Below are 18883 nucleotides of genomic sequence, written 5' to 3'. Positions count from 1 at the left end.
GGATCTTTGCGGGGGTTGCCGCCTCGCCAAGCGAGGCATTTGGTCGCAAACGCGCGGAGGATCCGTCGGCTCCGTTCTCAGGCTGCCTGTTTTTTGCGCTGCAACAAAAGAACCGTCAGAGAGCGGACACCCTGCGCTCCGTGGATCAGGACGCCCTCGATGTCGGCGGTAGCCGACGGACCCGTGTGGAGCACGGCGTAGGCTGCCTGGGCGAAGTCGGGTCGCTTGTAGGCCGCCTGGATGTTCACGACGATGTCAGCCGGATCGAGCAGGACGATCAGGTGCTGGGCGAGATAGGCGACCGAGTTTACGATCAGGTCGCTTTCCGTGAACAGCACCGAGCCGGTTTCGGCCACGCCGAAGCGGGCGCGCACCACCGCAACGTCCACATCGGCCAGATCGCCCGGCTTGCGAACGGCGCCGAGATCGCGGTTTCCGACGAATTCCGGCACGGCGGAGGCGATCACCCGCGCCCCATCGAAGCGCGACCGCACCGTCGCGAACGGATCGGAGGCCGGACCGGCCCGCTCGACCCGGCCACCCATCTTGCCCAGGCGCTCGGAGAACTCGGCCACGAGGTCGTCGCCGACGAGGGGCGCGAAGGTCGGCACCTCGGGCAGCGGGAAGTCACCGGCCGGGCGGTTGGCGCGCAGCCGGTCGAGAATGGCGTCGCGGGCGCTCACGCGTCGCTCCCCTTCTTCATGCGGTTCTGACGGTACCACGCGTGAAAGCTCTGCCGCGGGGCATGGGGCATCTCGCGCTTTTTCCCCCAGGTGTTGGCCGGATTGTAAACGGCGAAGCGCGGCAGCACGCGAAGCGCCGAGTCGGCGGTCTGGATCGCGGCGCGGTAGGCGGCCGGACGGCTCAGCACGGCACCGGCCGCCTTCATCATCCCCTGCTTCAAGAGCGGGATCTGGTGCTCCTCGGCCAGCACCTTACGCCACGCGAAGATCTGCTCGTGGATGTTGATCTTGACCGGACAGACGTTGGTGCAGGAACCGTTCATGGTCGAGGAGAATGGCAGCGTCGAGTATTTCCGCTTGTTGAAGGTCGGGTCGATGATGAGGCCGATCGGGCCGGAATAGGTCGCGCCGTAGGACAGGCCGCCCGAGCGCCGGTAGACCGGGCAGGTGTTCATGCAGGCGCCGCAGCGGATGCATTTGAGGGAGGTCCAGAACTCCTCCATCGCCAGCCGCTCGGAACGGCCGTTATCGACCAGCACCATGTGCATCTCGGTGCCGGGCCTCGGCCCACGGAAATGCGAGGTATACTGGGTGATCGGCGAGCCAAGCGCGGAGCGCGACAGCAGGCGGATGAACACGCCGAGATGCTCGACGCGCGGGATGATCTTCTCGATACCGATGGAGTGAATCTGCAGCGGCGGCACGTTGCCCGAGAGGTCCGCATTGCCCTCGTTAGTGCAGGTGACGACCGTGCCGGTTTCGGCGATGGCGAAGTTGCAGCCGGTCAGCCCCGCATCGGCCTTGAGGATCAGCGGACGGGTCGTCTCGCGCTGGCTCTCGGCGAGGTAATGGGCGTCGTCGTTGTCGGGATCGGTGCCGAGCGTCCGGGCGAACACGTCGGCGACGTCGAGGCGGGTCTTGTGGACCGCCGGCATCACCACGTGGCTCGGCTCCTCCTCGTCGAGCTGCTGGATGCGCTCGCCGAGATCGGTCTCGATCACGTCGATGTCGTGGGCCGCCATGAAGTGCCGGAAGCCGCATTCCTCGGTCAGCATCGACTTCGACTTCACCAGCGACTTGGCGCCGTGCTTCCGCAGGATGTCGAGGACGATGCGATTGTGCGCCGCGCCGTCCTCGGCCCAGTGGACATGCACGCCGTTGGCCTTGGCGGCTGCCTCGAACTGCTCGAGGTAGTGGTCGAGATGCGTGAGCGTATGCGTCTTGATCTGCGAGGCGAGCTCGCGAAGCTCCTCCCATTCAGGGATGCCGTGGGCCGCGACGTCGCGCTTGCGGCGCACGTCCCAAAGGCGCTCGTCGTGAGCCTTCTGGTGAAGCGGCGCGGCAAGGAAGCGCTCGGCAGCCTCCGCCTGATCGATCGGCTTGTTCCCGCGCACCTTGGCGCCGCGGGGCTGCGGCTCGCGCGGAGCGTCGGCCCGGATCGGCTTCGAGGCGGCTTCCGCGTGCTGGAGCCGGTCGCCGCCGGGGCCGCGCTCGCTCTCGTCGGAGGGCGCGCGCACCTCCGGGTGGAGCACGTCACCGGTCTGGCGCGGAGTCAGGTCCTCGGTGCTCATGCGGCAGCTCCGTTCAGCACCTGGGCGATGTGGATGTATTTCAACGGCACGCCGAGACGCTCGGCGCAGCCCTTCTGATGCATCAGGCAGGAGGAATCGGCCGAGACGACGTACTCGGCGCCGGCGCGGGCCTGATCCGTCACCTTGTCGTAGCCCATCTTGGCGGAGACGGCCGGCTCGAACACCGAGAAGGTACCGCCGAAGCCGCAGCACTCGTCGGGGCGGGTCAGATCGACGATCTCAAGCCCCTTCACCTTCTTCAGCAGGTTGAGGGGTTTCGAGAAGAACGGCCGGTTCAGTTCCGTCGGCCGGGCATGGCCGATGCCGCGCAGCGCGTTGCAATTCGAGTGGTAGGCGACCTTGTGCGGGAACGCCGCCCAGGGCAGCGCCTCGATCTTCAGGACGTCGTGCAGGAACTCGACCAGTTCAAAGATCTTGGCCCGCACGGCCTTCACTTCGTCGGTCTGCGGGATCGCGGTGAGGTGCTCGCGGACCTGATGCACGCAGGAGCCCGACGGAGCGACGACGTAGTCGAAGCCGGAAAAATTCTTGACGAAAAGGGCCTCGGTCGCGGCCGCCTCCTGATGGCAGCCGGTATTCGTCATCGGCTGGCCGCAGCAGGTCTGATCGTACGGGTAATCGACGGTGAGGCCGAACCGCTCCAGCAGCTCCAGCGTGGCAATGCCGACCTCCGGCTCGAAGGCATCGACGTAGCAGGGGACGAACAGTCCGATCCGCATGGCGCTCTTTGATCGCGGTTTCAGCTGGGTGCGCGGCTCGTCCACCTTGGAACGGTTTCAAGCCGGCACGGGGTGCATACGCCTGCGGTCTCAGGTTTCCAAGCGCTGGCCGCGCCCGTCGGTCAGTTGGTCACGGGCGCGGGTCGGCCGGCGGCGCGGATGCGGCCCAGGACGCTGGCGTAATTCTCCGGCGTCAGGATGCCGACGAGCTTGTCGCGGATCACCCCGTCAGGCCCGATGATGAAGGTCTCCGGCACACCGTAGACGCCGAGATCGATGCCCGCCCGGCCGCTCGTGTCGGCGCCGACGGCCGCGAATGGCAGGCCGTTGCGCTCCAGCCAGCGCCGCCCGGCATCACCCGGATCCTTGTAGTCGATGCCGACGAGGCGAATGCCGGGCTCCTGTGCGAGCCGCATCAGCATCGGGTGCTCGACCTGGCAGGGGGCACACCACGAGGCGAAGACGTTGAGAACGGTCACCTGCCCCTTCAGGTCCGTGCTCGACAAGCCCGGCACCGGCTTGCCGTCGGCCTGCAGGCCGTTCACCGGCGCGAGCGCGAAGGCCGGCACGGGCTTGCCGATCAGTGCCGAGGGCAGCGCCTGCGGATCGGCGCCCGAACGCAGCCGCACGAAGAACGCGACCGCCAGCACGGCGAAGACAAGGACCGGCAGCAGCACGAGAAGCGAGCGGCGGGGACGCTCGCCGCTGCCGGGCGGGGTCGCTCCGGGCGTCGGGGCGTTCACGGCCGCCCTCCCCGGTCGTCCTGAAGCTCCGCGAGCGCGCGGCGTTGCGTCCGCCCATCCCACCAGCCGTTGAGGATCAGGCCACCGAGCACCAGGGCGGCGAAGCCGTAGGAGCCGGCGATGAATGCGGTGTAGGGTCCGAAATCCATGGCTCGGCCTCAGATCGCCTGTCCGACGGGAAGGGTCGCAGCCGCGCGGGTGACCGGGACGGCCTCCTGCACGCCGGCATCGAGCCGTTCGGCCTGCCGGATCAGCAGCGTTCGCACCCGGCGGCGGTAGATCTCGGTGCGCATCGCCTGCAGGTGCAGGGTAACCCCGAGCACGGTCATCGCCAGCACCGTCTCGAGCAGCGGGTAGAGCATCGACGAATCGATCGACGAGCCGCCCATGCGCAGGATCGAGGCCGGCTGGTGCAGCGTCGACCACCAGTTCACCGAGAATTTGATGATCGGCAGGTTCACCGCTCCCACCAGCGTCAGGATCGACACCGCACGGGCGGCCCGGCTCGGATCCTCGATCGTCCGCCACAGGGCGATGATGCCGCAATAGATCAGGAACAACACCAGCATCGAGGTCAGGCGCGCGTCCCAGACCCAATAGGTGCCCCACATCGGCTTGCCCCAGAGCGAGCCGGTGACGAGGCAGATCAGGGTGAAGGCCGCGCCGATCGGCGCGGCGGCGCGCTGCGAGACGTCGGCGAGGGGATGACGCCAGACGAGCGTCCCGATCGCCGAAAGCGTCATCGCCCCGTAGAAGCCCATGCCGAGGATCGCAGCCGGCACGTGGACGTACATGATCCGCACCGTGTCGCCCTGCTGGTAGTCGGGCGGCACGACGAAAAAGATAAGATACAGCCCGGCCGCAATCAGAGCGGCCGAGGTCGCGGCGAGCCACGGCAAAGCCGCACCCGACCAGCGCAGGAAGTGGCCCGGATGGGCGAGACGGTTCCAGAGAGCGGTCCACATGGCCGCTTCCATACCGCCGAGTGCGCTGCAGCAGCAATGCGCGTCAACGTCCCGGCCCGTGCGTCGTGGGGCGGCGACACTCAAGTCGGCGCACTGCGGAATATTTGTGCAGCGCACGAACGGAACGGCTCGTAGATTAAAAACTTACCGGCTTGCCCTGCCCGAAATCTGCTGTTCGGGATCAGCGGGCGATATTGCAGGCTGTCCCATGCTGATCAAGACCGGTTACCACATCACCTTCGAAACCGATGCTGCAACGCCCATGTCGCTGTTGCTGAGCGTCCACCCCTCGCGCCAGGGCGATCTGCGCAGCCCGGAGACGATTGCGTTCGACCCGCCGATCCCGCAGCGGCAAACGCTCGACGCTTTCGGGAACGTCTGCACCCGTATCGTCGCGCCGCCCGGCCGCCTCTCGATCTCGGCGGATTTCCTCGTGGCTGATTCGGGTCAGCCCGACGCGGTCGTTCCGGAGGCCGCCCAGGCACCGGTGGATGGGCTGCCGGACGATGTGATGCTCTACCTGATGGCGAGCCGCTACTGCGACACGGACAAGCTCTGCGGGATCGCATGGCAGCTCTTCGGCCAGACGCCCGAGGGCTGGGCACGGGTCCAGGCCATCGTCGATTACGTGCACACGCGCATCCGCTTCGACTACCAGCAGGCGGACGCCACCCGGACCGCCTCGGACGGATACCACCAGCAGGTCGGCGTCTGCCGCGACTTCGCGCATCTCGCGATCGCCTTCTGCCGCTGCATGAACATCCCGGCGCGATACTGCACGGGCTATCTTGGCGATATCGGCGTGCCGCCCGTGCCCGATCCGATGGACTTCTCGGCGTGGTTCGAGGTCTATCTCGGGGGCCGCTGGTACACCTTCGATGCCCGCCACAACACGCCGCGGATCGGCCGGATCGTGATGGCACGCGGTCGCGACGCCACGGATTGTGCGATCTCGACAAGCTTCGGCACGGCGCGGTTGATCCGGTTCGAGGTCCACACCGACGCGGTGGAAGATCGGACGAGAACGGACATGATGCGCGCCGCCTAGAGTAGTTCCCGACGGCGGGCGGCCGGCTCATCGACAGAATGTGTGTCAAAACGGGGTCCAGAACCGCGGCCGAGCGGAATCGATCAGCTCGGCCGAGGATATTGCGTCACATCATCAGCCGATCGGCCACTGCCTCGGCCAGTGACAGCGAGGACGTCAGGCCCGGGCTCTCGATCCCGAACAACTGGACAAAACCCGGCAGCCCGTGCTCCGCCGGGCCGTCGATGCGGAAGTCCGCCGCGGGCTCGCCGGGGCCGCTGAGTTTCGGTCGGATGCCCGCGTAGTCCGGCGTCAGGCGATCATCCGGCAGACCGGGCCAGTATCGCCGGATCGCCGCGGCGAAGCATTCGGCGCGCGTTGCATCGACGGCATAATCCGGGGCCTCCACCCACTCGACATTGGGTCCGAACCGCATGCGGCCGGCGAGATCCAGGGTCAGATGGATGCCCAAGCCGCCCTCGACCGGCGCCGGATAGATCAGCCGTGTGAAAGCCGGTCGGCCGGCGCACCCGAAGTAGCTGCCCTTGGCCAGCACCTGTCGAGGCACGGCGGCCGGCGCCAAACCCTCGATCCGGCGGGCAAGGGATTGCGCTCCGAGGCCGGCGGCATTGACGAGCCCGTCGACCTGCAATTCACCCGCTGCTGCACCGCCGAAGCGCACGTGCCAGCGCCCCGCCCGTCGCTCCGCGGCCTCGATCGGAGTGCGCAGAGCCAGCACGCCGCCGGCATCTTCGACATCACCGAGGAGGGCGAGCATCAGGGCATGGCTGTCGACGATCCCGGTCGCGGGCGAGTAGAGGGCGGCGACGCAGGACAGTGCCGGCTCCAGGGCGACGGCCTCTTTCCGTTCGAGCAGGTGGAGGCTCTCGACGCCGTTGTCGATCCCACGCGCGAGAATCGCCTCAAGCGTCGGGCGCTCCGCCTCCGACGTTGCCACGATGAGCTTGCCGCACAGCCGATAGGGTACGCCGTGGCTCTCGCAGAAATCGACGAGGCGGTGGCGTCCCTCGACGCAATGGCGGGCACGGAGCGAGCCCGGCGGATAGTACATGCCGCCGTGGATCACCTCCGAACTGCGCGCGGATACGCCGGTGCCGATCGCTTCGGCCGCCTCCGCGACGATGACCGCCGCGCCGCGCCGGGCGAGAACCCGCGCGATCGCGAGCCCAACCACTCCCGCTCCGACAACGAGCGCTTCCATGCCTCGCCTGCCTCACTAAAACCCCGCGACACCGGCTGTTTCCGCCGCGATCGGGAGGATCCGGCGGAGCCCGGTCGATGATCGGATGATCTTGCCGGCCCCCTGTCGAATCCGATGGAACCCTGTCGGGGCGGATTTCGATTTCGCTCGTGCGCCGCGTCGGTCCGACGGCACGGATCTCCGCTTCGAACGAGCGGGCCCCCGGGTCAGGACTTGCTGTCGAGGGGGCGGCCGAGGAGGCGGGCGAACTCCGCTTCGATTTCCTCCACCGAGAATGGATTCTGTCCTTGACCAGCCGGCTCCGGCGCTTCGGCCTTGGGCGGCTCAGGCTTCGGCGGCTCGGCTCTCGCTGGTTCAGGTCTGGTCGCCTCGGACTTGACGGGTTCGGACTTGGCCGGCTCGGGTCGGGACGGCGCTACGAACTGCGGTGGGGCGACGGGCTTGGCGGCCGAAGCCGGCTTCGGTTCAGGCCCGGGCTCGGGTTTCGGCTCGGATGCGGGCGGACTCGGAACAGCAGCCGGGGCTGGTTCAGGCCTGACCGAAGGGGGCGGCGGCACCGCCGCCGACGGAGCCGACCGGGCCGGCTCGGCCGGCCGTGACGCAGCCATCGCGGCCGCGATCGGATCGGGCCGGGGCGGCAGCGGCTCGCCGGGCTTCGGAGCCGGTGGCGAAGGGGGTGCTTCGCCGGTGCCCCCCGGCGGCGGCGTGACGGCGGATGAGGGACGCTTGAGGGCGACCTGGAGCTGCCGCGCCATGTCGGAGAGAACGGCCGGGTCGACCGCCCTCGGTTCACGGCTGGCCATGACCGGCGCCGCTTCGGGCGCAGAAGCCGCCGCCGCGGGCTCGGGGCGGAGCGTCCGTTCGGAGGCGGTCTCCGGGCGCGGGCTCACCACCGGCGGCGCGGTGCGCCGCATCAGGCGGCTGACCGGCGTGGCCGGCCGGGGCGGGGCGTCGGCGGGCGAGATCTCGGGCTCGAACAGGCCGGGATCGAGAGGCGCCGCCCGATCGGTCACGGGGGGAGCGCCGGGAACGGCGGCCGGCACCACCTCCGGCATCGCGAAGGTCGGAGGCATCGGCGAGTCGAAGAACGGATCGGTGCGCGGCGTCTCGATGCCGCCGGGTTCGACCGCGCCGATCTCGCCCGAGCGCGCATGCCCCTCCGCGGCGTAGCGGCTCCCCGCCCCGCGCTGGATATGGCGCTCGACCACGACGTCGTTGGGGCCGCCGACGAGAAGGAGGTGCTCCACGTTGTCCCGTCGAAGCAGGATCAGCTGCCGCTGACGATCGAGCTCGTAGATGTCGACGATGCCGAGCCGCGGCTGGCGACCGCGCTGGCCCGCCCCCGCCGAAAGGGTGAGGCCGCGCCCGGACAGCCGCACGAACAGCAGCGCCGCGATCAGGAGCAGCACCAGGATCACGACGAAGATCACCAGGAACTGCAGGGCGAGTGGGCCCTCGGAACTGAAGAACGCTTGCAAGACCCGCGTCTTTCGTAGTCGGAGCTCCGGTGTCGGCGCGCGGCGTCCAGCGGTGACTGGAGGCCGGCGGGCGACGCGATCTCGGCCCCACGCAATACAATGCCTGATTATCGCCGCCGCCTTGCCGCGCGGCAACAAAGGCTGACACTTCGTTAACAACTCGGTGCGCCGTGAGCGGCGCGTTTTCCACGCCGTTATCAGGGCAGGCCAGCAGGCACTCGGCAGGATTTGCCCGGTTAACGGCTCCTTAACCATGTCGGCGGCAGATTCTGCCGGGTCCGGATCTGCGGCTCCTCCGAGCCCCATCGCCCGCCGCACCGGATCCGAGGCACCATGTCGCTCACCGACCTGCCCCTGCTCGGCATGCTGCGCACCCGGATGCACTGGCATCAGGCGCGCCAAGCCCTGCTCGCCGAGAACGTCGCTAATGCCGACATGGCGGGCTTTCGCCCGCGCGACCTCGCCGAGCCTTCGGCTGCCTCGACCGGCCTCGCTGCCCCTGTCGGCGCCTCCGTCGGCGGCGACGGGCTCGCCCGCACCGATTCCGCGCATATCGGCATGCCGGCAAGCGCCGGCCCGAACGCCGACCCCCGCCGCTTCAAAGGCTTCGAGGTCCGCCCCTCCGGCAACGGGGTGAACCTGGAGGAGGAGATGATGAAGGCCGGTGACAACCAAGCCGACTATCAGCTCGTCGCCTCGCTCTACCAGAAGAGCCTCGACGCCCTGAAGATCGCCGTCGGCAAGCGCTGAGATCCGTAAACGGAGACCGTCATGGATTTCCTGAAGAGCCTCGGCATCGCCGCATCCGGCCTCAAGGCGCAATCCGGCCGGATGCGCATCATCGCCGAGAACATCGCCAACGCCGACTCGACGGCCCAGACCGCCGGCGGCGATCCCTACCGGCGCAAGATTCCGACCTTCACGAGCCGATTCGACCGCGAACTGAACGCAAGCGTCATCGAGGCCGGCCGAGTGCGGCGCGATCCCACGCCGTTCCGCACCAAGCATGACCCCGGCAACCCGGCGGCGGATGCCCGCGGCGAGGTGCGCCTGCCCAACGTCAACGGGCTGATCGAGAACATGGACATGCGCGAGGCCCAGCGCTCCTACGAGGCCAACCTCAACATGGTGACTGCCACCCGGCGGATGATCTCCCGCACCCTCGAGATCCTGAAGGCGTAGCCTCGATGACGACCTCCGCCTTCGCCGCCGGCGCCTATGGCGCCGCCCAGAGCCTCGCCCGCCCGGGCGCCGCGAAGCCCGCTCAAGGCTTGGCCCAGGGTCCGACCGCGCCGGGGGGCTTCACCGGCTTCCTGCAACAGAGCCTCGACAGCGTGGCCCAGTCCGGCGCTCAGGCCGACCGCGCCGCCCTCTCGGCGGCCACCGGCAAGGCCAATGTCGTGGACGTGGTCACCGCCGTCGCCGAGAGCGAGACCGCCCTCCAGACCCTGGTCGCCGTGCGCGACCGCGTGATCTCCGCCTACGAGGAGATCATGCGCATGCCGATCTGAGCGCTCTTCGATTCCTGCCCCTCCCCGCAGGCGGGGAATGCCGCCGACCCGCAGAGTAGACGAAAAGCCCGACGCCCCATGACCGGCCTTGCCATCCTCGACATCGCCCGCGACGGCATCTTCGTCTTCCTGAAGGTCGCCGGTCCGCTGATGATCGTTGCCCTCGTCGTCGGCCTGATCGTCTCGCTGTTCCAGGCGCTGACGCAGATTCAGGAGCAGACGCTGATCTACGTGCCCAAGATCGTCGCTGTGTTCGGGGTGATGCTGCTGATGCTCCCCTTCATCGGCGACGCCATGGCCGCCTACATGGCGCGGATCGCCGCCCGGATCGCCGCAGGCGGATGATGAAGCCGCAGCGCGGGCACGGCCGAGCGTGTAGGATGGGCGGGCATGACCACGCCGCTCGACCTGCTGCTGCCCGGCCTCGCGGCGGCCTTCCTCATCACCTTCGCCCGGGTCGGCACGCTGATCATGCTGATGCCGGGCCTCGGCGAGCAGCTCATCGCCGGCCGCGTCCGGCTCGCCCTCGCGCTCCTCGTGACGCTGGTGCTGTTCCCCACCGTGCGGCCGATGCTGCCGACGGGCAACGCCGCACTAGCGTCGCCCGCCCTGATCGGGCTCCTGTTCGGCGAGATCCTGATCGGGCTGATGCTGGGCCTGTGCGTGCGCATGATCCTGGCCGCGCTCCAGACGGCCGGCGTGGTGATCTCGCAGCAGCTCGGGCTGTCCTACGCCATGACGGTCGACCCGACGATGGGCGGGCAGCAGGCGGCGCTCGGCAACTTTCTGGCCCTGCTCGGCGTCACCCTCATCATGGCGACCGACCTGCACCACGTCGCCCTGGAAGCGATCGGGCGCAGTTACCTCCTGCTGCCGCCGAGCGGCGTCCCGGCCATGGCCGATGCCGCCAAGCTGGCGCTCGACGCGTTCAGCCGCGGCTTCGCCCTGGCCGTGAGGATTTCCGGACCGTTCATCGTGTTCGGCATCCTGTTCAATCTCGGGCTCGGCGTCCTCTCCCGGCTGATGCCGCAGCTACAGGTGTTCTTCCTCGCCGTTCCCGCGTCCGTGCTGATCGGCATGATGCTGCTCGTCGGCGCGCTGGGTCTCGTCATGGGACTGTTCCTGGACGATCTCGGCCGCTATCTCGGCGCGTTCCTCGGGCGCTGATCGCCCTTGCGCTGATCCGGAACACGGGAGCCTGAGCCGGTGTCCGACGAGAGCGACGACGAGGACAAGACCGAAGACCCGACGCCGCGGCGCCTTGAGCAGGCGATCGAGCGCGGCGACGTTCCGAACTCCCCCGAGATCAACACCTTCTTCATCCTGGCGGCCTTCACCCTCGTCCTGATGCTCTCGGCCCGCCCTGTGGCCGAGGGATTGACCCGCGACATGCGCGGCTTTCTCGAACATGCCGGCAGCCTGTCCTCGGATGGAGGCACCTATCTCGGTGTCGCCCTGCGCGCCTCATGGGTCTGCGCCAAGGCCCTCGCGGTGCCGCTCGGCATCGCGATGCTCGCGGCCATTGCCGCCGGCCTGATCCAGCACCGGCCGATCTTCACCGCCGAGAGCCTGATGCCGAAATTCGCGCGCATCTCGCCCATGGCCGGCGCCAAGCGCCTGCTCAGCGTCGATGCCTGGGTCAATTTCGGCAAGGGGCTCGCCAAGATCGCGGTGGTCGGTACGATCGCGGGGGCGATCCTTTGGAACGAGCACGACCGGGCGGAATCCTTCGCCCAGCTCGATCCCGGCGCGGCACTCCAGGGCACCCTCGCGCTTGCCCTCAAGATGATGGGCGGCATGCTCGCAGCCTACGCCGCCATCGCCCTCGGGGACGCCCTGTACCAGCGCCACCGCTGGCATGCGCGCCTGCGCATGACCAAGGAGGAGATGAAGCAGGAGCACAAGGAGAGCGAGGGAAGCCCCGAGGTCAAGGCCCGGATCCGTCAGCTGCGCCAGTCCCGAGTGAAGAAGCGCATGATGGCCGCCGTGCCCACCGCGACCGTGGTGGTGACGAACCCGACCCATTTCGCCGTGGCGCTTCGCTACGAGACCGGCATGGCCGCGCCGATCTGCGTCGCCAAGGGCGTCGACTCTCTGGCGCTGCGCATCCGCGCGGTCGCCGCCGAGCACGACGTGCCGGTGATGGAGAATCCGCCGCTCGCCCGCGCCCTGCATGCCACGGTCGAGGTCGATGCGGAGATTCCCGCCGAGCACTATCGCGCAGTTGCGGAGGTCATCGGTTTCGTGCTTCGCCTGCGCCGCCGAGCCGCCTGAGGCTCGATCCGGTTCCGCATGGGACGGCGAAGTCGTTCAGGCGCCACGGTTTATGCACCATTGTCCGGCAATGCTCCGGCAAGAGGCGCGGCGGTTGACGATCCACAGGGCTCGAAGCGGCCACTTGCGGCGGCTCGGTTGGCGGCCATGTGCGAGGGATGGGTAGGGCCTGATGGCTGAGGTCAGCGGACCAGCGGTGCCGGCGTCCGGTTCGATCGATCGTTCGGAACGGCCCGGCCGGGTCGGCCTGCTGCTGATGCTGGCGGGGCTGCTCGTCGGCGCGGCGGTCGGGCTGTCCTTCGTCGCCAACGAGCAGGCGCAGCCGCTCATCCTCGCGCTGCTGGCGCTGCTCGCGATGGCGGGCGTGTTCTTCCTGTTCGCTCTGGCCATCGGCGCGCTGCAGCTCGCCGGCCCGGCGGCGCGCGACGACGTCACCCGCGCCATCGTCGACGCCGCGCCCGAGGGCAAGCTCGTCGTCGAAGACAATGGCCGGATGATCTACGCCAACGAGGCCTATATGCGGCTGGCCGGCGGCGACAGCTTTTCGAATCTGCGTTCGATCGAGCGGATTTTCGTCGGCGCCCCGGAGGTATCGGAGGCGGTCTACCGGCTGGCGCAGGCATCGCGCGACGACCGCGCCTACGCCGAAGAAATCCGGATGTCGCCGCCGCCGGGCGGCGCGCCGGATCGTGACTTCGCCTGGTACCGCATCGCGGTGCGGCCGATCCAGCGCCACCGCGGCTCCGCCGCACTCTGGACGGTGAGCGACATCACTCACGAGCGCGAGCGCCAGGAAAACGTCTTCCAGGAACTCCAGCACGCGATCGACTATCTCGACCACGCGCCGGCCGGCTTCCTGTCGATCGATGCCGCCGGCTCGATCGTCTACATGAACGCGACGCTCGCCTCCTGGCTCGGCTACGACCTCGCCACGGTCGGCTCCGGCGGGCTGAAGCTCTTGGAAATCGCGCCCGGCGCCGACATGCTCACCACCGCGCCCGGTCTGCCCGGCGAGGTGCGCACCGACCGCTACGACATCGATCTGCGCCGCCGGAACGGTCAGCCGCTACCGACCCGGCTCTACCATCGCGTCGCCTACGGCCAGGACGGCGCGCCCGGTCCCTCCCGCACCTTCGTGCTCAACCGCTCCGCCGGCTCCGATGCCGACGAGCCGCAGCGCGCGGCGGAGGTGCGGCTGGCTCGCTTCCTCAACAACAGCCCGATCGCCATCGCCACCCTCGACCGCGACGGCCGCGTGATCCGCGCCAACGCCTCCTTCGTGCGCCTGTTCGCCGGCATGCCGCGCCAGCCGGCGGCGGAGGCCGGCCGCGACGCGCCCGACCCGATGATGCGCGACGCCGTGCTCGAGCGCGACCGCGGCGCGATGGAGGGGGCGCTGGCCCGTGCCGCCAACGGCTTCGGCGGTCTCGAACCGATCGAGGTCGGCCTGTCCGGTCCCGGCGATCGCTCGGCCCGCGTCTGGATGAGCCCGGCGGATGCCGACGGAACGCAGGGTCAGGACGCCGAGGGCAGCAAGGCCGGAAGCGACGGCGACCGGGAGCGGGTGATCCTCTACGCCCTCGACACGACCGCTCAGCGCCAGCTCGAACAGCAGATCGCCCAGACCCAGAAGATGGACACCGTCGGCCAGCTCGCCGGCGGCATCGCTCACGACTTCAACAACGTCCTGCAGGCGATCATCGGCTACTCGGACCTGCTGCTCGCCAGCCACCGGCCGACGGACCACGCCTTCCAAGACATCATGCAGATCAAGCAGAACGCGAACCGGGCTGCCTCCCTGGTGCGCCAGCTGCTGGCCTTTTCCCGCCGCCAGACCCTGCGGCCGGAGGTGATGGATGTCGGCGAAGCCCTCTCCGACCTGACGCTTCTGCTCAAGCGCCTGCTCGGCGAGCGCGTCCAGCTCGATTTCCGTCACGGCCGCGAGATCTGGCCGATCAAGGCCGACGTGAACCAGTTCGAGCAGGTGATCGTGAACCTCGCGGTCAACGCCCGCGACGCGATGCCGGGCGGCGGCAGCCTGACGATCCGCACCGCCAATTGCCCCGTCGACGGCGAGCGGCCGGTCGGGATTCCGGCGGGCGACCACGTGATGATCGAGGTGACCGATACCGGCGAGGGCATCCCGCCCGAGGTGCGCCAGAAGATTTTCGAGCCGTTCTTCACGACCAAGGAGATCGGCAAGGGCACCGGGCTCGGCCTCTCGACCGTGTTCGGGATCGTCAACCAGTCGGGCGGCGCGATCGACGTTCAGTCGACGGTGGGCGAGGGCACCACCTTCCGCATCTACCTGCCGCGCCACGAGCCCGGCATCGAGCCCCTGCCCGAGCCGCTGCCGCCGTCTCGGACGACCTCCGAGCGGGACGCGATCGCCGCCCCGGCAAAGCCTGCCGTTGCCGACGATACCGAGGCGAGCCCGGAATCGGTCGAGACGGCCGATGCGAAGCGAGCCGAACCGGAGACGGATGCGACGCCTCCGGTTGCGCGCGCAGCCGAGCAGCCGCCGAAGCCCGCGACGGACCATACGGGCCAGGGCACCGTTCTGCTTGTCGAGGACGAGGATCCGGTTCGTGCGGTTAATTCCCGTGCCCTGTCGGCGCGCGGATACACGGTGCTCGAAGCCGCTTCCGGCATCGAGGCCTTGCGCCTGATCGATGAGCATGCCGACGGCATCGATGTGGTGGTGTCCGACGTCGTCATGCCGGAAATGGACGGCCCGACCCTGCTGCGCGAGCTGCGCAAGCACTATCCCGACCTCAAGGTGATCTTCGTGTCGGGCTATGCGGAGGACGCCTTCCGCAAGAACCTGCCCGAGGGCGAGACCTTCAACTTCCTGCCGAAGCCCTTCAGCCTGAAGCAGCTTGTCGAGACGGTGAAGCGCACCATGGCGAGCTGACCGTCGCCGAGTGCACGGCGGCTCTCAACGGGAGAGGCGTCGCGAAGAGTATACGGATCCGCTTCCGTGATCGAAGCGGATCAGCACAGCGTCGAGCGGCCTTCACAGCCTCCGCTCGCCAGCAAAGGACGTTGTGCGGCCGTCGCCTTCCTGCGCGAGACCAACCGCGGGACAACGGTTTGACGGTTTTCCGGCTGATCGAATCGGCCCGACTCCGAGCTCCGGTCATTCCGAACCTTTCGACGCGGCCCCCGGGATGACAGCGGACTCGGCTTGGCCTTGAACGCGGTGCGGGTCTGCCGAGCGGATTCCCTCTTCGACCGAGCGAGGTCCGTATCATTTGTCCGGATCGTCGCTCTGCGACTCGGCCAGAGTATTCCTGTCGGCATCGTCGACCTCCGCCCGCAAACCGCGCCGCAACTCGAACAGGCTCATCTGCAACAATGTGCGCTGCCGGAATGTCGCACTCGGTCCCAATCGCTCTTCGGCTTCTTGAAGAAGCTGTTCAATCGCGCGGAGTTCATTGAGGTCTCGCGACATGAAGACGGCCTTGTCGTGTATTCGACGTAGTTGCGGTAGATTTTGCTGCCTGTACTACTCACAAGAAAACACTAATGAAATACTATAATTATATGTAGTTGAAATCACTCGACCGATCGCGAGCAAACGCTTTTCGAAGCGCATCATTTAATCAGACATCAGCACGAGCATTGCAGGCCGCATTATCTTCAATTGGATATGACGGATCGATAGATTTGGTAACATATAGTGAAAATACCTAAACGTACACTGGCAGCGCATCATCTTCAGATGCGACAAAAATGACAGGTCACGACGAAGGAGGGAAACCGACGTTACGCTGATCGCTTCGCCTCAACCTTGATCCAGACGACATATCCTTTGTGGCTCGTTCCATCAAATCGGGGGGTTCCGTTCGGAGTGGGTGAACGCCGCATTCGGCGCGAAGGCGGACGCTACGTGGCAACCGCCACAGAACGTGCACCTTGGCCCTTGCACACTGAGAACAAAACAAGTACGAAATGGATCAGCTCCGGCGGATTGAGCGCCGTGCCCCTCCCATGCATAAGGAAGCCTCGCGATGGCCCAGCCTGCGCTGAAGATGGTGGATTCCTCGACAATGGCAGCAGCCGACAAGGACAAGTCCAAGGCGATCGAGGCTGCGCTGACGCAGATCGAGCGGGCCTTCGGCAAGGGCTCGATCATGCGCCTCGGCAAGTCCGACAAGGTGCAGGAGGTCGAGACCGTCTCGACCGGCTCGCTCGGCCTCGACATCGCGCTCGGCGTCGGCGGCCTGCCGCGCGGCCGGGTGATCGAGATCTACGGACCGGAATCGTCGGGCAAGACGACGCTGGCGCTCCACACGATCGCCGAGGCCCAGAAGAAGGGCGGCGTCTGCGCCTTCGTGGACGCGGAGCACGCCCTCGATCCGGTCTACGCGCGCAAGCTCGGCGTCAATCTCGACGACCTGCTGATCTCGCAGCCCGATACCGGCGAGCAGGCGCTCGAAATCACCGACACGCTGGTGCGCTCCGGCGCCATCGACGTGCTGGTGGTCGATTCGGTCGCCGCGCTGACGCCGCGCGCCGAGATCGAGGGCGAGATGGGCGAGAGCCAGCCGGGCCTCCAGGCCCGCCTGATGAGCCAGGCGCTGCGCAAGCTGACCGGTTCGATCTCGCGCTCGAACTGCATGGTGATCTTCATCAACCAGATTCGCATGAAGATCGGCGTGATGTACGGCAGCCCCGAGACCACCACCGGCGGCAACGCGCTGAAGTTCTACGCCTCGGTGCGCCTCGACATCCGCCGCGTCTCGACGCTCAAGGACCGCGACGAGGCCATCGGCAACTCGGTGCGCGTCAAGGTCGTGAAGAACAAGGTCGCGCCGCCCTTCAAGCAGGTCGAGTTCGACATCATGTTCGGCGAGGGCGTGTCGAAGGTCGGCGAGTTGATCGACCTCGGCGTCAAGGCCGGCATCGTCGAGAAGTCGGGCGCTTGGTTCTCCTACGACAGCCAGCGTCTCGGCCAGGGCCGCGAGAACTCGAAGGGCTTCCTGCGCGACAACCCCGACATCGCCAACAAGATCGAGGCCTCGATCCGGCAGAATTCGGGACTGGTCGCCGACCGGATCCTCGAGAACGCCAAGCCGACGGCCGACGATCTGGACGAGGGCGAGGCGTAAGCGCCCCGCTCGACCCATCGGAACTGAAAAGGCCCGCCGCGATGGCTCGCGGCGGGCCTTTTCTTTAGTTCGTTGGGATGAACGCGGAGGGTCAGACCGCCGCGTAGCGGGCGTCGAACTCGGCGGCGAAGCGGGCGCTGGGCCGGTCCATGCAGCGATCCACCCAGGCATCGATCTCAGGCACACCCGGCTTGCCGAACCACGCATAGGGCGAGTGCAGCAGGAGGTCGACGGCGGTGAAGCGGTCGCCGAGCAGGAAGGGCTTGTCCTTCAAGGCGTCGGCGAGCCGCGACTTGATCTCCGTCTCGGTGCGGAAGGTGCCGGCGAGGGCCGGGTGTTCGACCCCGAGGGCCTTGAACACCAGCACCGGCTCGACGACGCCGGCATACCACGCCAACCAACTCAGATAGGGCCCGCGCCGCGGGTCTCCGACAGGGATGCCCAAGCCTGCCTCCGGGAACAGCTCTGTGAGGTGCTGGATGATTGCACTCGATTCCCACACCAAGACGCCGTCGTGGTCGAGCACCGGCACCTTGCCGTCGGGATGAGGGTTGCGCGGATCGCGGCCGCCCGATCCGTCCATGCGCGGGATGGTGACGACCTCGATGCCGACCGCGTCCAGGGCGTCGAGTTCCTTGAGGAGCGCGACGATTCGGGTCGAACGGCTGCGGGGCGAGTGGAACAGGGTGATCATCGGTGGCCTCCAGCTGGCGGGGTGACGGGAGACGGTGTAGCCAGGGCCACCTGCCAGTTTCCGTCAGTTGAGCGATGGCGCGGACCGATCGGCTTTTCCGGCTGCTGCACGCGATGCGCATCTTGCCCGCGCCGGTCACCGCGGCCCGGCTCGCGGAGGAGACCGGCGTGTCTCTGCGCTCGCTCTATCGCGACATCGACAGCCTGCGCGCGGCCGGCGCCCGCATCGAGGGCGAGCGGGGCTACGGCTACCGACTGATCGAGGATGTGGCGCTCCCGCCCCAGACCTTCGACCGGATCGAGATCGAGGCCCTGGTGCTCGGTCTCGCCGAGGTCCGCCATATGGGTGATCCGGCCCTGGAGACGGCTGCGGCCTCGGTGCTGGCCAAGGTCGCGGCCACCCTGCCCGACCGGGCCGAGCAGCACCTGCTCCACGCGGTCTCGCAGGTCCGCCGCGCCGAGCCGCGCTTTCCCGCGATCCCCGACATGGAGACGATCCGGACCGCCTGCTGGCGCGAGGAAGCGCTGCGGCTGCGCTACGCCGACAAGGACGGCGCCATCACCGAGCGGACGATCCTGCCGCTCTCCGTGGTCTATCTCGACAGCAAGATGACGCTGCTCGCGTGGTGCTGCCTGCGCGAGGCATTCCGCATGTTCCGGCTGGACCGCATCCGGGAGGCGGGTCCGGCGGGCACCAGCTTCCGGCCGCGGCGAGTGAGCCTGCTGCGCAGCTACCTCGCCGAATTAAGGTCGGGGGGGTTTCGCGGCCCGAGCCGACCCTACGCATCATGAGCCGACGTGACTCGCACAGCTCAGGCCCGTATGAGGGCGCAACAATGCTGCCGCGCTGCCCGTCAGCCGG

20 protein-coding genes are annotated in these 18883 nt (G+C 68.0%); 10 read left to right on the top strand and 10 right to left on the bottom strand.

The genetic code is table 11. The features are described from left to right. Positions 1–77: 77 nt before the first annotated feature. The 6 genes from MPPM_RS14340 to MPPM_RS14315 form a co-directional block, all read right to left on the bottom strand. Complete coding sequence (locus tag MPPM_RS14340) at positions 78–683, bottom strand: LutC/YkgG family protein (protein ID WP_096485606.1); 606 nt, start codon at positions 681–683, stop codon at positions 78–80. Then, positions 680–2254, bottom strand: coding sequence for a lactate utilization protein B (locus MPPM_RS14335; RefSeq protein ID WP_096485605.1), 1575 nt, complete (start codon positions 2252–2254; stop codon positions 680–682). The genes MPPM_RS14340 and MPPM_RS14335 overlap by 4 nt, the downstream gene beginning before the upstream one ends. Then, positions 2251–2994 (bottom strand): (Fe-S)-binding protein, encoded by a 744-nt coding sequence (locus MPPM_RS14330; RefSeq protein ID WP_096485604.1) that lies wholly within the window; start codon positions 2992–2994, stop codon positions 2251–2253. The genes MPPM_RS14335 and MPPM_RS14330 overlap by 4 nt, the downstream gene beginning before the upstream one ends. A gap of 122 nt (positions 2995–3116) precedes the next feature. Then, on the bottom strand, positions 3117–3737 hold the full coding sequence (locus tag MPPM_RS14325; protein WP_096485603.1) for a DsbE family thiol:disulfide interchange protein: 621 nt from the start codon (positions 3735–3737) through the stop codon (positions 3117–3119). Continuing rightward, positions 3734–3886 (bottom strand): heme exporter protein CcmD, encoded by a 153-nt coding sequence (gene ccmD / locus MPPM_RS14320; protein WP_096485602.1) that lies wholly within the window; start codon positions 3884–3886, stop codon positions 3734–3736. The genes MPPM_RS14325 and ccmD overlap by 4 nt, the downstream gene beginning before the upstream one ends. Before the next feature lie 9 nt (positions 3887–3895). Continuing rightward, positions 3896–4702, bottom strand: a complete 807-nt coding sequence (locus tag MPPM_RS14315; protein ID WP_096485601.1) for a heme ABC transporter permease — start codon at positions 4700–4702, stop codon at positions 3896–3898. Between the two features lie 208 nt (positions 4703–4910). On the opposite strand from MPPM_RS14315, the gene MPPM_RS14310 reads away from it, so the two are divergent. Beyond that, positions 4911–5750 (top strand): transglutaminase-like domain-containing protein, encoded by an 840-nt coding sequence (locus tag MPPM_RS14310; RefSeq protein WP_096485600.1) that lies wholly within the window; start codon positions 4911–4913, stop codon positions 5748–5750. 106 nt (positions 5751–5856) lie between these two features. Here the strand turns inward: MPPM_RS14310 and MPPM_RS14305 are convergent, their stop codons facing one another. After that, the gene (locus tag MPPM_RS14305; protein WP_096485599.1) at positions 5857–6951 is read right to left on the bottom strand and encodes an NAD(P)/FAD-dependent oxidoreductase; all 1095 of its coding nucleotides are present in this window, start codon (positions 6949–6951) and stop codon (positions 5857–5859) included. Positions 6952–7157: 206 nt separating this feature from the next. Beyond that, the gene (locus MPPM_RS14300) at positions 7158–8429 is read right to left on the bottom strand and encodes a hypothetical protein (protein ID WP_096485598.1); all 1272 of its coding nucleotides are present in this window, start codon (positions 8427–8429) and stop codon (positions 7158–7160) included. A gap of 333 nt (positions 8430–8762) precedes the next feature. Here MPPM_RS14300 and flgB point away from each other — a divergent pair, with 333 nt between their 5' ends. The 7 genes from flgB (at position 8763) to MPPM_RS14265 (ending at position 15128) form a co-directional block, all read left to right on the top strand. Further along, positions 8763–9179: a flagellar basal body rod protein FlgB gene (flgB, locus tag MPPM_RS14295; protein ID WP_017485879.1), complete on the top strand. Its 417-nt coding sequence runs from the start codon at positions 8763–8765 to the stop codon at positions 9177–9179. Positions 9180–9200: 21 nt separating this feature from the next. Beyond that, positions 9201–9611 (top strand): flagellar basal body rod protein FlgC, encoded by a 411-nt coding sequence (flgC, locus tag MPPM_RS14290; RefSeq protein WP_096485597.1) that lies wholly within the window; start codon positions 9201–9203, stop codon positions 9609–9611. A 5-nt stretch (positions 9612–9616) separates the two neighbouring features. Continuing rightward, positions 9617–9940: a flagellar hook-basal body complex protein FliE gene (gene fliE, locus MPPM_RS14285; RefSeq protein WP_096485596.1), complete on the top strand. Its 324-nt coding sequence runs from the start codon at positions 9617–9619 to the stop codon at positions 9938–9940. A 78-nt stretch (positions 9941–10018) separates the two neighbouring features. Further along, complete coding sequence (fliQ, locus tag MPPM_RS14280; RefSeq protein WP_012454514.1) at positions 10019–10285, top strand: flagellar biosynthesis protein FliQ; 267 nt, start codon at positions 10019–10021, stop codon at positions 10283–10285. Positions 10286–10330: 45 nt separating this feature from the next. Continuing rightward, entirely contained in the window at positions 10331–11107 is a 777-nt protein-coding gene (gene fliR, locus MPPM_RS14275; protein ID WP_017485876.1) for a flagellar biosynthetic protein FliR, read from the top strand. A 39-nt stretch (positions 11108–11146) separates the two neighbouring features. Further along, on the top strand, positions 11147–12214 hold the full coding sequence (flhB, locus tag MPPM_RS14270; protein ID WP_096485595.1) for a flagellar biosynthesis protein FlhB: 1068 nt from the start codon (positions 11147–11149) through the stop codon (positions 12212–12214). A 172-nt stretch (positions 12215–12386) separates the two neighbouring features. Continuing rightward, positions 12387–15128 (top strand): ATP-binding protein, encoded by a 2742-nt coding sequence (locus tag MPPM_RS14265; protein WP_096485594.1) that lies wholly within the window; start codon positions 12387–12389, stop codon positions 15126–15128. A gap of 336 nt (positions 15129–15464) precedes the next feature. Here MPPM_RS14265 and MPPM_RS14260 read toward each other — a convergent pair whose 3' ends face one another. Then, positions 15465–15668, bottom strand: a complete 204-nt coding sequence (locus MPPM_RS14260; RefSeq protein ID WP_096485593.1) for a hypothetical protein — start codon at positions 15666–15668, stop codon at positions 15465–15467. Between the two features lie 580 nt (positions 15669–16248). Here MPPM_RS14260 and recA point away from each other — a divergent pair. Then, positions 16249–17328: a recombinase RecA gene (gene recA, locus MPPM_RS14255; RefSeq protein WP_432419855.1), complete on the top strand. Its 1080-nt coding sequence runs from the start codon at positions 16249–16251 to the stop codon at positions 17326–17328. Positions 17329–17419: 91 nt separating this feature from the next. Here the strand turns inward: recA and MPPM_RS14250 are convergent, their stop codons facing one another. Next, entirely contained in the window at positions 17420–18022 is a 603-nt protein-coding gene (locus MPPM_RS14250) for a glutathione S-transferase family protein (protein ID WP_096485591.1), read from the bottom strand. Positions 18023–18096: 74 nt separating this feature from the next. Between MPPM_RS14250 and MPPM_RS14245 the strand changes: the two genes are divergently transcribed. Next, positions 18097–18813, top strand: a complete 717-nt coding sequence (locus MPPM_RS14245; RefSeq protein ID WP_096485590.1) for a helix-turn-helix transcriptional regulator — start codon at positions 18097–18099, stop codon at positions 18811–18813. Positions 18814–18883: the final 70 nt, after the last annotated feature.

Origin of the sequence: Methylorubrum populi (genome assembly GCF_002355515.1) — a bacterium.
GTDB classification, from domain to species: domain Bacteria; phylum Pseudomonadota; class Alphaproteobacteria; order Rhizobiales; family Beijerinckiaceae; genus Methylobacterium; species Methylobacterium populi_A.
Note: the sequence above shows the minus strand (reverse complement) of the source record. Positions and strands in the feature narration are given on the sequence as shown.